Origin of the sequence: Bythopirellula sp. (genome assembly GCF_041737835.1) — a bacterium.
Classification (GTDB): domain Bacteria; phylum Planctomycetota; class Planctomycetia; order Pirellulales; family Lacipirellulaceae; genus Bythopirellula.
The window spans coordinates 60,705-74,155 of sequence record NZ_JBGSQY010000031.1; the positions used below are offsets into that span (position 1 = coordinate 60,705).

10 protein-coding genes are annotated in these 13,451 nt (G+C 54.3%); 7 read left to right on the forward strand and 3 right to left on the reverse strand.

Features of this window, described 5'->3' with window-relative positions:
• Positions 1 to 8 precede the first annotated feature (8 nt).
• On the reverse strand, positions 9 to 3,056 hold the full coding sequence (locus tag AC6T8Q_RS09625; protein WP_500678869.1) for a PSD1 and planctomycete cytochrome C domain-containing protein: 3,048 nt from the start codon (positions 3,054 to 3,056) through the stop codon (positions 9 to 11).
• Positions 3,057 to 3,282: 226 nt separating this feature from the next.
• Between AC6T8Q_RS09625 and AC6T8Q_RS09630 the strand changes: the two genes are divergently transcribed.
• From AC6T8Q_RS09630 to AC6T8Q_RS09655, 6 genes are all read left to right on the forward strand, one after another.
• Complete coding sequence (locus AC6T8Q_RS09630) at positions 3,283 to 4,470, forward strand: hypothetical protein (RefSeq protein WP_500678870.1); 1,188 nt, start codon at positions 3,283 to 3,285, stop codon at positions 4,468 to 4,470.
• A gap of 150 nt (positions 4,471 to 4,620) precedes the next feature.
• The gene (locus tag AC6T8Q_RS09635; RefSeq protein ID WP_500678871.1) at positions 4,621 to 5,457 is read left to right on the forward strand and encodes a hypothetical protein; all 837 of its coding nucleotides are present in this window, start codon (positions 4,621 to 4,623) and stop codon (positions 5,455 to 5,457) included.
• 449 nt (positions 5,458 to 5,906) lie between these two features.
• Positions 5,907 to 6,224 carry a divalent-cation tolerance protein CutA gene (gene cutA, locus AC6T8Q_RS09640; protein WP_500678872.1) on the forward strand — a complete coding sequence of 106 codons (318 nt, stop codon included), beginning with the start codon at positions 5,907 to 5,909 and terminating at the stop codon, positions 6,222 to 6,224.
• 38 nt (positions 6,225 to 6,262) lie between these two features.
• Positions 6,263 to 7,162, forward strand: a complete 900-nt coding sequence (locus AC6T8Q_RS09645) for a CHAD domain-containing protein (protein ID WP_500678873.1) — start codon at positions 6,263 to 6,265, stop codon at positions 7,160 to 7,162.
• Positions 7,163 to 7,210: 48 nt separating this feature from the next.
• Positions 7,211 to 8,551 (forward strand): MFS transporter, encoded by a 1,341-nt coding sequence (locus AC6T8Q_RS09650; RefSeq protein ID WP_500678874.1) that lies wholly within the window; start codon positions 7,211 to 7,213, stop codon positions 8,549 to 8,551.
• Positions 8,552 to 8,653: 102 nt separating this feature from the next.
• Positions 8,654 to 10,339: an alkaline phosphatase gene (locus AC6T8Q_RS09655; RefSeq protein WP_500678875.1), complete on the forward strand. Its 1,686-nt coding sequence runs from the start codon at positions 8,654 to 8,656 to the stop codon at positions 10,337 to 10,339.
• Between the two features lie 4 nt (positions 10,340 to 10,343).
• Here the strand turns inward: AC6T8Q_RS09655 and AC6T8Q_RS09660 are convergent, their stop codons facing one another.
• Positions 10,344 to 10,715 carry a DUF4345 family protein gene (locus tag AC6T8Q_RS09660; RefSeq protein WP_500678876.1) on the reverse strand — a complete coding sequence of 124 codons (372 nt, stop codon included), beginning with the start codon at positions 10,713 to 10,715 and terminating at the stop codon, positions 10,344 to 10,346.
• A gap of 204 nt (positions 10,716 to 10,919) precedes the next feature.
• Here AC6T8Q_RS09660 and AC6T8Q_RS09665 point away from each other — a divergent pair, with 204 nt between their 5' ends.
• Positions 10,920 to 12,593 carry a SulP family inorganic anion transporter gene (locus AC6T8Q_RS09665; RefSeq protein WP_500678877.1) on the forward strand — a complete coding sequence of 558 codons (1,674 nt, stop codon included), beginning with the start codon at positions 10,920 to 10,922 and terminating at the stop codon, positions 12,591 to 12,593.
• 152 nt (positions 12,594 to 12,745) lie between these two features.
• Here the strand turns inward: AC6T8Q_RS09665 and AC6T8Q_RS09670 are convergent, their stop codons facing one another.
• On the reverse strand, positions 12,746 to 13,444 hold the full coding sequence (locus AC6T8Q_RS09670; protein ID WP_500678878.1) for a PEP-CTERM sorting domain-containing protein: 699 nt from the start codon (positions 13,442 to 13,444) through the stop codon (positions 12,746 to 12,748).
• Positions 13,445 to 13,451: the final 7 nt, after the last annotated feature.

Genomic DNA, 13,451 nt, shown 5'->3' on the forward strand with positions numbered 1-13,451 from the left:
TCGGTCCACTAGCCTTTGTTTTCCACTTCATCCAAATTCAAAATCGCATTCATCAATCCACCATACGCGGCCGTTTCCACGGGGTCGAGCGTTTCGTCGTGCGGTGCTTCGCCAACACTAAGAAACTCTTGGGCAGCCTGGGGATTAGCGGCGTACTCATCCAACAAAAATCGGAGTGTCTTTAGCATGCTCGTCAGTTCTGCTTCGGACGGATCGCGTGCCGTGGCCAACCGAAACGCCAAGGCGATTCGCTCGGCGGGCGTACTGCCCCCTTCGCGCAAGATCCGCTCCGCAAACATCCGCGAAGCCTCGATGTATGTCGTGTCATTGAGCAACGTGAGTGCATGCAGCGGCGTATTCGTCAGTGAAGGACGCACCGTGCAAACTTGCCGCGCGGCATTGTCGAACAGCATCGTAGGCCCCACCGACCGCCGCCAAAATGTATAAACGCTCCGTCGGTGCAGATCTTCGCCGTGTCCTTGCTCGTACGAAATCTTGCCCAAGCTAAAATCTTCCCACACACCGGCCGGTTGATAAGGCTTCACACCGGGCCCACCGGGTTGATCGACCAGCAAACCACTCAGCATGAGAGCCTGATCGCGCAAGGCTTGCGCGGAAAGTCGAAACCGTGGACCACGGGCGAGCAACCGATTGTAAATATCACGCTCGGCCAGTTCGGGTGTTACGTCGGACTGCTGCTGATAAGTGGCCGACATCACGATCAACTTGTGCAGCGCCTTCACATCCCAACCACTGCGTACAAATTCAACGGCCAGCCAATCTAAAAGCTCGGGATGAACGGGCCGCTCCCCTTGCACACCAAAATCTTCACTCGTTTTCACCAAGCCCGTGCCGAAGAAATGCTGCCAGTAGCGATTCACCGTCACGCGCGCGGTGAGCGGATGCGCAGGATCGATCAGCCACTCGGCGAGCGTCAGCCGATTCTTAGGTGCATCTTCTGAAAGTCGCGGCAAGCATTCCGGCACATCGGGGAGCAGATTTTCGCTCTTATCTGGGGCATCCCACACCCCACGTTGCAAGAGATACGTCTCGCGCGGCTCGGCTCGATCGCGCATGATCATGGTTTTGAGAAACGTCGCTTCCGTCGCGGCGATTTGTTTTTCCAAACCGTGAATTTTGTCACGAAGTGGCAACTGCAAATAAGCCCGGGTTGCTTCAGTGATGGATTTGCGTTGCTCAGGCGTGCGGTCGGATGCGGGAACGGCCAGTGCCGCTACGACATCACCCGATAAACCGAGATTCTCTGCCAACGTCGGTCGCGGATACTCCGTCAGCGAAACCCGGAAACGACCAATGGGGGCATAGCTGTCGACCGATTCGTTGCGAAGTTGCACAACCAACTTGGCTCCGGCTTTGGCTTCTATCGGCTTTTCAAAATAAGCCATCCACGTGGGATTGCCTTGCACTTCCCGAGGATTGCCCGCCGTGAAGCCCGTCCGAATATTGCCGTCGAGTGGACCGTTGGGGCCATCGAAGTTTGTGATATTCATCTGCGGATCGACGAGCTTAATTTCCTGCCCGTCGAGTTCCACCTTAATCGTGGTCACGCGATAATCACCCGAAATCGACGTGCTGAACAAACCCTTGAAGAGACTGGGATCTTTCAGCGCTTCCAGACGCAATGCATAATGCTTCCCCGCCGGCAACGGGATCGTGAGCGTGTAGTCCTCGTTGCTATCGACATTCTCCACGAGCAATACCGATTGATCGTCGAGCAATTTCAGCTTGGAGCCTTGCTTGGTGCTTAACTCCGGGTTGCGGAGTGGCTGCCAAAACGATTGCCCTTTTTCTGCCGCTAGCCATTTGTTGGCATAGGCCTCCCACTCGGCTTCCTGCTTTGGCGTCGGTTGCGGAACAGCAGCAACCTCTTTTTCGACCGCCGCGATTTGACTCCGCAGCTCAGCAACCTGGGCTTGCTGCTCATCCGTCGGCAAGGGCAAAAGTGGCTTGGCCAGTGGATAGACATCAATCCCCCCCGATTCGTCGACACTGTTAAAGTACGCATACATTCGATAAAAATCTTTATGCGAAATCGGATCGTACTTGTGGTCGTGGCATCGGGCACATGCCACGGTTAGGCCCAGCCATATCGTACTCGTGGCATCGACACGATCGATCACATACTCCACGCGCGATTCTTCGAAATTGCGGCCCCCTTCGCCATTGAGCGCATGGTTGCGATGAAAGCCCGTGGCGATCAGCTGATCTTGCGAGGGATTGGGGAGCAAATCCCCCGCCAGCTGATAGAGCGTAAATTTGTCGAAGGGCAGATTCTCGTTCATCGCGCGAATCACCCAATCACGCCACGGATAGTTCGTGCGGGTCGCGTCGTCTTGATAGCCATTCGTGTCGGCATAGCGTGCCGCCGCCAGCCACTCAAGCGCCATGTGCTCGCCATAATGGGGCGAAGCCAACAGTCGATCGACAACTTTCTCAAATGCGTCGGGCGAATCGTCGGCGAGAAACGCATCGAGCTCCGCCAGGGTAGGGGGGAGGCCCGTCAAATCGAGCGTCACACGCCGCAAGAGTGTTTCTTTCTTCGCGGCCGCCGAAGGCGAAAGCTTCACTTGGTCCAAGCGATTCAAAATAAAATAATCAATCGCATTGCGAGGCCATTGCGGATTGCTCACCGTGGGCAGCGGCGCCGCCTGAGGTGGCACGAACGACCAATGCTGGGTCCAAGGCGCACCCGCGGAGACCCATTTCTTGAGCAAGGCAATCTGCTCGGGCGTGAGTTGTTGCTTGGCATCGGGCGGGGGCATCCGCTCGAATTCATCTTCGCTCGTGATACGGCGAATCAGTTCGCTCTCGTCGGGATGGCCGGGCACGATCACCGCCGCCTTGGCATCCTCTTCGCGGTCAAGCCTGAGATCGGCTTCGCGGCGCGCTTCGTCAGGACCATGACAAGTGAAGCAAGTGTTCGACAAGATCGGCCGAATCTGGCGGTCGAAATCGAGGGGTGCTTCGGCGCGCACGGAGAGCGCGGTCAAAAAAATGGCAACGCCGTAGAGGGTGATCCAAATCTGGCGGGACATAAAACGAGAGCTGTCGAAAAAGAAAAGCGGCTAATCCATTAATTATGGACCGCGGCGCAAACTTGGTGAGGTGGTTTTTCTCGCATTTTTCGGCCACGAATCTTGCAAGCCGCTTCAGGCTACGCTGGTTCGCGGCAACGCACGTTTACCAACCCCACAAAAAACGCGAAAATCGCGGGGACTCACGCCCATTCCGTCGACCCGCCCTGCGATTTCCCCGCCAGCCATGCCGCACGCCAACCACTTCCGCCATCAGCCTTATCACGCCTTGCCGCCCCAGGCACCGGCTGAAGTGCTGGACACGTCGCATCCTCTGGAACCGAAACACCCCGATTACACTGCCAAGTTGGCCCAGGCGTGCCAGCCTTATCGCCACGCCAATCTGGCCGGAGTCTTCTTGGTCCATGGCACGTTTACGGGCAACGATGCCTTGGGAACTTTGACGGAATTGCAGCGACTGAGCCCCCGTTTGGCGGAACAGCTGCGCCGGTGGATCAAAGGAACAGTTGACGCGATCATCGGCGAAACAGGCAACTACACGGCCAAGTTCGCGACACGATTTCAAACAGGATTAACCGCCGCCACGGGCCGCGAAATTCCGGTGCGAATTTTCAACTGGTCGAGCCAGAACAATCATATCGCCCGCGCAGATGGAGCCGTCCGCTTGATCGCCCGCCTCGCGGTGATCGCCGAGCATCATGACGCCGATCTGTCGTCGCCCTCACCGCCGCGTGTCATGCTCTGGGGACATAGCCACGGCGGCAATGTGCTGGCGCTGGTCACCAATCTCTTGGCTGCCGAACAAACAAAACGCCAAGAGTTTTTTGAGGCCGCGCGAGTGTTCTATCAGCCGTGGCTCACAGACGAAACAGACATGCCTTGTTGGGAGCAGGTCGAAAAACTTTTGCAGTCCGACCACCCGGTCCGACGACTGCCGCTCGACGTCGTGACATTCGGCACGCCGATCCGCTACGGCTGGGAAAGTCGCGGTTATCACAACTTGCTCCACTTTGTGAACCATCGACCCTCGCAAAGCTTACCCACCCACCGTACCCACTTCCCCTTACGCCCGTTTCATTTTCTCACCGCCAAACACGGCGACTACATCCACCAAATCGGCATCGCGGGAACAAACATGATCCCCGTGCCGCTGGCCATCCGCACGTTTCTTGCCGACCGACGACTGCAAAGCGTGCTGCAAAACGAAGTGACTTGGTTTCGACTTCTACGTCGGTATGCCCTGGGGCAACGGATCCACCACGAAGGCCACACCTTGCTGGTGGATTACGACGATCGCAGCTGGCGCTTCTGGCACCACTTGGCAGGACATGCCATCTACACCCGCAGCAGCCGCTTGCCCTTTCATGTGGCGGAAGTTGGGAGAAGGTTTTATGGAAGCAAGAATGGGAGCTAACATATCCACCTCCCGCTACCCCGGGAGGGGCTAGGGGGAGGGTCTTCAGGCCAGCGGGTACTGACGTGCGCTTGTTGCGTAGTGCTTTGCTAAGTGTCAAGATTTGTCACAGGAGGAAGTAGAGTGCCAATTACCGTTAGAGAATTCCGAATGACGGACGATCTTGCAGATTATGAGATCGCGTTAACCGTTGGATGGGCCCAAAAACTTGTTGACTTTGTTCCAGAAGACAATCGGCTAAAACGAGTAACGGATCGACTAATTGCTGACTTAAGAGCGGTTACTTTTGCTGCCACATGGCCACGCTTTCTTCCTTCCGCAATAGTAAGTTTCTATGACGGCTATCTGAACGGCAAACGAGATACTACCTGCGTTCCAGATGTCGTGAAACAAGTAAATCGTCGGCTTATTGGCGATCTCGCTAATCAACTCGATCCAGATTCATTAGCAAAGGTACAAGCCGCGTTATTAAATATCAGAATCAACACACACGAAATTGACAAAACAAGCATAGAACTACCGGTGCAGGACGTATGGCAAAGCTTTTTGGAAAATGTACTTTTTCGGCATGGAGTTTGGGGGACCCAACGAATATGCTTCGCTGCCGCATTTAGCGCCTACGATAACTTCTTACTAGGTGCCACCCGGGCTGCTTTCAGACAGCCAACTTATAAACGACCAAGGGAAGAGCCGAAAGTTGTTGGTCACCTTGCTCGTTTCTTGAATGAACAGTTAGCCGCTGATTGCTGGACTGAGCATGAAATAAAGGTAGCCCGTTTTGTTCGTAATGCAATTGCCCATACCGGCGGCGAAGAACAAAGCGAATTGAGGGAACTAAAACACCACTTCCCTGTTGATAACAAAGAAATTCAGGTATTGGCAATACACAACAACTGGTTACTACGTCTTATAGAAGATCGTGTTTGGCGTGTTGCTGAGGCGGTAATTCATTTGCCAGAATTTCAGCCTAAAAAGAAGCGAGACTAACATTACACATTGCAAATATTTTCTTCGCAACCGTCAGCAGAAACCTTCAATACTTAGTGTGCCGTAACTTCCGATTTCACAGAGATCAGACACAGGCGTTAACGGTTCATTACCTTCCCTCCGTGCTTTCCGTGTCCTCTGTAGCTTAATCCCTACACCCCGGCCAATAATCGTTGTGGCGGTGCGCTTTCTAATCACGATAATGGTGTTCGCCCAATCGTAGGCGCGTTCTTTGACAACCGAAAATTTTATCGCAAACCTACGGAAATCCTCGTCAGGAAAAGGCCTCGAAAAAATCGCCCGTTTGCATCTCGGAAACCACAACCGGCGGTGGCGATACAACACCCCCGCCACTACGGGTCGTGGTCGAATTGTCCACGAAACCGGGGACGGACCGGCGGAATTCTGTAATCGATTCTAAGGGGGATTTGGCGAGATATAATTAAAGTATGACCCCCTTCATCCAAATCGCGACAACCACAGCCACTCGGGACGAAGCCAAGCAGATCGCGCGGATGCTGATCGAAACGCGACTCGTGGCTTGCGCACAAGTCACCGGGCCGGTCACAAGTGTCTACCATTGGCAGGGAGGGATCGAAAACGGCGAAGAATGGCTCTGTACGCTCAAAACTCGCGAGACTTTGTTCGAAAAAGTCGCCACGGCCATTCGCGAAGTCCACTCCTACCAATGCCCCGAGATCGTGGCGACGCCGATTGTCGCGGCCACTGCGGATTATTTGGCTTGGCTGGAGCGGGAACTCCCCTGAAATTTGTCTCGGGCTCGTCCCCAGACTACTCTGGCAGGATGAGCACTAAATGGGCAGAAGATGGTCACCCCGATGTTCCGGCACGGGAATTTGCGCGAGCTATATTGACCGAACGAGTCAACTCCGTGGAAGAGTTACTCCCGCATGCGGCCTATCATTACCGGGATGATGTGGAACACGTGCATCAACTCCGCGTCGCTTGCCGAAGGTCCTCGGCCGCGCTCAGGGCATTCGCTCCTTTGATGAACGAAAACCCGCAAAAGCTCAAAGAATGGTTAAGCCGCATCCGCGATGCCGCCGGTCCTGCCCGTGATAAAGATGTCCTGCTGGCACGCTTTTCCGAAGAAGAAGCCAACGAGGTTACGGAATATGCCATCGCCAGATTGGGTGATGAGCGTAAGCAAGCTCAGAAGCCTTTGGTCAAAATTGCCAAGAAAGCCACCAGTGGCAAACTCGATCAGGTTTTAGAGCAAACGCTGGAACTCCTTGGTAAGCCCTCCAAAAAACCAAACTTGGCGAAGTACGGTCATGGGGCAGTCCATTTGGCTTACGCGCCGTTTGCCCGCTTGATGCGGCTCGATAATCCCACGACTGCCGAGCTGCACCAGCTGCGGATTGCTGGTAAGCGACTGCGTTATTCCCTAGAGATCTTCCACGGCTTGTTTCCCGACGAACTTCACAACGATATCTATCCACAAATCGAAGAGTTGCAAAGCCGCTTGGGCGACATCAACGACCATGCCACGGCGCAGAGCCTCTATCAAAGTTGGCTTGCTGAAATGGAGCCCGATGATCTGGCCGTCGCCGTAGCCGGCCGAGTTATCAGCGAACGTAAGGCACTTATGCGATTGCAGTCGCAGTTCCTGCGGTGGTGGACTGCCAAGCGAATCGCAAAACTAGAAACTTTTTTCGCGGCGTGCCAGGTGGACCAGAAGTAAACTGCCGCTGGCTTGTGTCTTGACGAGAATCTCCCTACTCTGAGCCGTATGGGTGAAGACACCACAACCGTTTCTTTGGCCGAGAAAACCAAACTGCGCCGTTTGGGAATACGTTGCCTCTACGGCAACGCGATCTTGTGGGGGCTCGGCAACGGACTTGTCGGCTCAGCACTAGTCATATATTTGGCTAGTTTCTATGGCGCTAAGGGATTGGCTATCAGCTTGATTCTCGCGGCCCCGCGGCTGATCGGCGTGCTGAGACTCGCTACTCCCCTGCTGATGTCATGGATTGGGAATCGCCGTCGTTTTACCATCATCTGCTTTTTAGCTAGCGCTGCTTTCCTGTTGGCGCTCCCACTGGTTTCCGCACCCAAAATTTTGCCGTCCTCCGAGGTATCGCTGGCAGCTGTTGTCTTCCTGTGGAGTTGTTATCACTTCTGTGAGTTCCTGGGAACGATCGCCCTTTGGTCGTGGATCGGCGATCTCGTGCCACGACGGATTCGCGGACGATTTGTTGGCAAGCGGTCCGGTATTTTGAATGCCGGGCAGGTGGCTGGCATGCTCTTGGGAGCAGCGATCACATGGTTTTGGCAAGAACATGCCAAGAACCAAGGACACCCCGAACAAGCTTGGCTGGGGTATGTCATCTGCGTGGTGAGCGGTGCCATGATTTTCAGCTTAGCCACTTTTCCGCTGCTGCGAGTTCCCAACGTTCACTCACCGATCGCAATCCAACAATCCCACCTACGAGAGATCTTCACGCCATTTTTTGATCGAGCCTTCTTGCGCTACTTAATTTACGGAGGTTGGTTTTCCTTGGCCAACGGAATCACGGGCGCCGCGCAAGCCTTGTTTCAAATACGCGTGTTGAACATCACCTACGCCCAACGCATCGGCTTGGATGGAACCTCTCAGGGCATCCAGTCGGCAGTCATGCCGTGGATTGGGCGGGTGATCGATCGTCGGGGCAACGTGCCGGTGCTGGTCGTGTCGCAGCTCCTCGTCGCGGGCGGTCTGCTTTTCTTCGTGATTGCCACGCCCGAGCAACGCTGGTGGATCGCCGGGGCGTACGCCATGTGGATTGCCTACGCCGGGATCAACGTCGCCATGCCGAATCTGGTGCTCAATCTGACGAAACGCGAATTGTACGCCAGCTACGTCGCTGTTTGGTTTGCCTGGACTCAACTCGTGTATGCCCTCAGCACCGTGGCAGGGGGCCTGCTCTTCGACTGGGCCAGCCAACAGGCAGCGTACCCGTCGATTTTTGGCGAAATCGACCATTTTGCCGCGATTTTCCTGCTTGGTTTCGTATTGCGACTCATCGCCGCGGGGCTGGCGGCACGCGTTGACGAACCCAGAAATACGGTGTCTCTCGATCACCGCGCCTGATGTGGAAAATCGCGAAATGGCCCCTCAGCGCGTTTCCGCTGGGAGAGTTATAATGAAGGTTTGCCATTCTTAGCTGATTCTATCCGTTCGCTTGAGTGATTCATGGTATCTCATCATCGTTTGCTAATGCTCGTTGCCCTTTGCTGGGGATGCTTGTCTACCCAATTTCCGACTGCCCAGGCGAAGGACTCGGCTGCCTCGGCAGTTGCTGTATCATCTCCTTCCGCTGGTTCGCCTCTCACGGCAACGGATAAGGCTACGGCCAAGTCGTCGAAGATTCGCAATGTCATCCTCATCATCGGCGACGGCATGGGCCCTCAGCAAATGGGCCTGCTGTTTGCTTATGCCCGTCACGCACCGGGTTCGAAGGTTCCGAATCGCATCGCCGCGATGGAACAAATGGCCATCGATGGCGAACTTGGGATGGTCCGCACCGACCCACACGGCGCGCTCGTGGTCGACTCCGCCGCGGCGGCGACGCAACTGGCGACGGGGGCCTATGCGGGCTCAGAAATGATTGGCGTCGATTTTGAAGGGAATGCTCAACCAACCGTGGTTGAAATCGCGCGTGATTCAGGCAAGGGAACCGGCCTTGTCTCCGACACGCGACTGACTCATGCCACGCCAGCTTCTTTTGCCGCTCATCAACGCGATCGTTCGATGGAAAACGAGATCGCGGTCGACATGCTTGAGAACAAGGTCGACGTTCTCCTGAGCGGTGGCTTGCGATATTTCGTTCCCCAAGCAGTCAACGATACCGACTCTGCCGCCTACGATGCTCTGATTCAAATGATGGGGGGTGTCTACAAACCCTACTCACGGCGTGAAGACAATCGCAATTTGCTGCTCGAAGCCCGTAACGATTACAAGCTTGTTTTCGATTACAAAAGCCTCGCCGACGTTAAAGAAGGCAAAGTTCTCGGACTGTTCGGCAATTCGGAAATGCTCGACGCGATCAGCGAGAACAAAGCTCTCGACAGCGGAGATCGAATCGAACCAACTCTCGTGGAAATGACCGAGAAGGCCCTCGAATTGTTAAGCCAGAACCCCAAAGGTTTCTTCTTGATGGTCGAAGGGGGCCAAATCGATTGGGGTGGGCACAACAACGACGCTGGCGTCATGTTGCACGAGCTGTTGCAGCTCGATGACACGATTCGCGTCGTCATGAATTGGGCCCGCGAGCGCGACGACACGCTGGTTTTGGTCACCGCCGATCACGAAACTGGTTCGTTTGGCTTTAGCTACTCGGGCAAAGACCTGCCTGAACCACGCCAACTGAGCGGCAAGGCTTTTGGCAAAGTCCCTTTTATTCCGAATTTCAACTACGCAGCGCACGAATTGCTCGACAATCTCGCGGCCCAGAAGAAGAGCTTCTTTGAAATTTTCACAACCTATGATGCACTTCCCGAAAAGCTAAAGACTCCCGAAACCTTGGTCACGATGGTCAACGAATCGGTGGCTCCCTACAGCATCACGCTAGAGGACGCCACCAAGATTCTCACCCGCACGACCAACCGCAACTACAAGAAGGGCCATCCCTATCTCGGTACCGAAACCGTGCCGCAAATGCCCGATCAGCAGGACTTCTTCGTCTATGGCGAAAACCTGCGTTTCAATCGGCTTGGCCATATTCTTGGCGGCCAGCAACACGTCGTCTGGGGCACCGGCACGCATACGAACACGCCCGTCGCCATCATCAGCTACGGCCCCGGTTCCGAAAATTTCTCCGGCCTCATGCACTCAACCGACGTTGGCAAAAAAATGATCGAACTCGTGAAGGGCAAGTAAGTTGCTATCGGCCACGCCACCAGAAGGCCAGCGTGCCGAGGAACAGCACCCATTCACTCGCTGCGAAATACCAAGTTGGATTCACCACGCCGCTGAAGAGCGTGAAACTCACCGTTCGGCAAAGCACCAAACAGCCGTGAAACACCAGCGAAATCAAGAGAGCCGTCGACAACATTTCCGGCCGCACAAGCGGCGCGAGGAAGAATAGTCCCAGCGCCAGCTGCATCCCGCCATAGACGGTAAAGTATTCGCTTTGCCCTGAGCCCGGTTTGAGCGAAAGTCCCAGCGAGCCCGCCGTCTTCTCCGGCTGAGCCATGCACCATAGTGCCAAGCCCAAATAAATCGCGCCAACGACTGCAAGAAAAGTACGTGCCATGAGATTACATTTCCGAAGGTTACAGTTATTTAATATTTTACCGCTATAATTATGTCGAATTAACGTAACTGTTTTGCCTGTTTATTAATAGATGGCAGATAATGCCTGGCCGTTCCCTGGCACTACAAATTGCTGAGGGCCTGCGATTGGTGTTTTGATGACAAAGGCGCAGGTTTGACATGCCCGAGTCTGCGGTCGTTTGCAATGAATAACTGGCTACCTAAAAGCGCGCAATGCTGGCATACCTACTCTTGGCGAGCTTTCTCTCGTGATTTGGTGGCTGGGATCACCGTCGGCTTTGTGGCCCTGCCACTAGCAATGGCTTTTGCTATCTCATCCGGAGTTCCACCTCAGTCTGGCATTTATACGGCTGTCGTTGCCGGTTTTCTGATTTCCGCGTTCGGAGGCTCCAAAACTCAGATTGGCGGACCAACTGGTGCATTTGTTGTAATTGTCTACGGGATTGTTGCTCGTTACGGTCTCGATGGGTTGGCGGTCTGTACGGTGATGGCAGGCCTTATTTTATTGATGCTGGGCCTCACCGGATTGGGGGCAACTGTCAAATACATTCCTAGAACCGTGATCGTGGGATTCACCAACGGCATCGCGGTTCTGATTGCAAGTACCCAACTGAAGGATTTTTTCGGACTTCCCATCGATAAAGTTCCAGGCGAGTTTGTAGCACGATTAGAAGCCGTTTGTTCAAACATCAACAACTTCTCATGGCAGTCCACACTTCTGGCACTCAGCGCCATGGCGACAATCCTTGCCCTGCGAAAATTCTTGCCGCGTGTGCCGGCTTACATCGTTGTGATGGTCCTGGGGACGGTTGCTGTTGTCGCTTTTGGTTTGACTGTGGACACAATCGGCACCCGGTTTGGTGGTATTCCTACTGGCTTACCGAAAATCACCGTTCCACACTTCGAATTTGGCATGTTGGAATCCCTGTTTCCCTCCGCACTCACTGTCGCGCTTTTGGGAGCCATCGAGTCTTTGCTTTCGGCTGTTGTTTCAGACCGAATGAGCAACGACAAACACAACCCGAACGTGGAGTTAGTGGCTCAAGGGATTGCCAATATCGCTTGTCCGTTCTTCGGAGGAATCCCCGCCACAGGTGCCATCGCTCGGACTGCCACGAATGTTCGGGCGGGGGCTCAAACGCCAGTTGCTGGCATGATTCACGCGCTCACTCTCCTTGGCATACTCTTGTTTGCCGCGCCCTTGGCAAAATTTATACCCCTCGCTGTCCTGTCGGCGATCTTGCTAGTCGTTGCTTACAACATGGGTGAATGGCACGAGATTCCAAAGCTCGTGCGTCTCACTTGGGCAGATGTCAGCGTTTGGGCAATCACGTTTGCGTTGACCGTGTTTGCCGATCTTACGATTGCCGTCGGAAGTGGGATCGTACTCGCGGCCCTCTTATACATCCGCAAGGTGACGGGAACCACCACCGTTACACGGGTCACCTCACAGTATGTCGAAGAAGGGTGGTTACATATCCTTCAAGGCATGCCTATTCCCGATTATGTGGCAATCTTTCGTATTCATGGGCCGTTACTCTTTGGCAGCAATGACAAAGTTTCGCTGATTGCCGATTGCTTGCAAGATTTGCCACCCATTCTGATTCTACGCTTGCGGAACATGACTGCGATTGACGCGACGGGGCTCCAGTCGCTGGAGGACTTGGCTGAAAAATGCCGGCTTGCCGATCGCACCCTCATTCTCTGCGGCGCACAACCTCAGCCAGCAAAACTGATGAAACAGGCAGAGTTTGAGCAACATGTCGGCAAACAGAATATTTGCGCGAGCTTTCACTCGGCCTTAGAGCGAGCCATCGTCATCCAATTCAACTCAGGCCACGGGAACCGTGTCGCCTGATATTCAAGTTTCCAGCTGTTATCCAAATGCGACGCTATCCCTGCGAATCTTTGTAATGATCCTCTCGGCCACCTACTCGCCTGAACAGGAATGAGAACTCCTGCAAAGTTCTACGCGAAATTCTCACGTACAACATGGTTCGTGTTTATTTTTCAGCCGCACAGTAGAGTTGTTCTGCGGTCTCTTTGAGCGAAGCCGATTGTCGCGGCCAATAGCGTCACCAGAACCAAACTGCTCGGCTCGGGTACGCCGAAAAAGATGGTCGTCGAGACTCCTGATTTAGTGTTGCCGAATTGGCCTGTGAGGCTGTTGGATGAAAATAAGATCCCATCGGTCGTGAGCTTGGCAGGCGTCACGCCATCCCAGGTGACATAGAGTGTGCCTATCCATTGAGGTGCGGTCTGGCCGACCGTACGGCGCGGATCTGAAGGGTTCGTTACTCCACCAGTAATCGACACAAGAATGCCCTTGTTATCCCCCGGAATTCCCGCATCCACATTCACAAAGAAAAGTGGGATTGCTGGTGCATAATATTGCTGCCAGCCACCGAGCTCCGTTGTCAAATTCTCGGTTAATGCATTGAAGCCGATATTGGCGAAGCCGGCTTCATTTGGCTCCAGGTCATAAACAAAAATCGAAAAGTCGATTTGATAGACGGCTGAATGCCCTGGATAGGCATTGATGTCCGGAATAGGAATTGGATTAAAATCGGTCGCGTTGTTGTAAGCCGCCACAACCTGAGGGATGAGATCGACCGTCAAGGCCTGCGCGAATTGCGATGTGAAACAAGCAACGGCCAAACAGATGGCTTTGACGAAATTACACGTCTTATAGCCGCTCGTGAGCAGCATGGCTCGT

Coding starts and splice junctions, on each gene's coding strand:
- AC6T8Q_RS09625 (WP_500678869.1), bottom strand. CDS start 3,056: ATGTCCCGCCAGATTTGGATCACCCTCTACGGCGTTGCCATTTTTTTG.
- AC6T8Q_RS09630 (WP_500678870.1), top strand. CDS start 3,283: ATGCCGCACGCCAACCACTTCCGCCATCAGCCTTATCACGCCTTGCCG.
- AC6T8Q_RS09635 (WP_500678871.1), top strand. CDS start 4,621: ATGACGGACGATCTTGCAGATTATGAGATCGCGTTAACCGTTGGATGG.
- cutA (WP_500678872.1), top strand. CDS start 5,907: ATGACCCCCTTCATCCAAATCGCGACAACCACAGCCACTCGGGACGAA.
- AC6T8Q_RS09645 (WP_500678873.1), top strand. CDS start 6,263: ATGAGCACTAAATGGGCAGAAGATGGTCACCCCGATGTTCCGGCACGG.
- AC6T8Q_RS09650 (WP_500678874.1), top strand. CDS start 7,211: ATGGGTGAAGACACCACAACCGTTTCTTTGGCCGAGAAAACCAAACTG.
- AC6T8Q_RS09655 (WP_500678875.1), top strand. CDS start 8,654: ATGGTATCTCATCATCGTTTGCTAATGCTCGTTGCCCTTTGCTGGGGA.
- AC6T8Q_RS09660 (WP_500678876.1), bottom strand. CDS start 10,715: ATGGCACGTACTTTTCTTGCAGTCGTTGGCGCGATTTATTTGGGCTTG.
- AC6T8Q_RS09665 (WP_500678877.1), top strand. CDS start 10,920: ATGAATAACTGGCTACCTAAAAGCGCGCAATGCTGGCATACCTACTCT.
- AC6T8Q_RS09670 (WP_500678878.1), bottom strand. CDS start 13,444: ATGCTGCTCACGAGCGGCTATAAGACGTGTAATTTCGTCAAAGCCATC.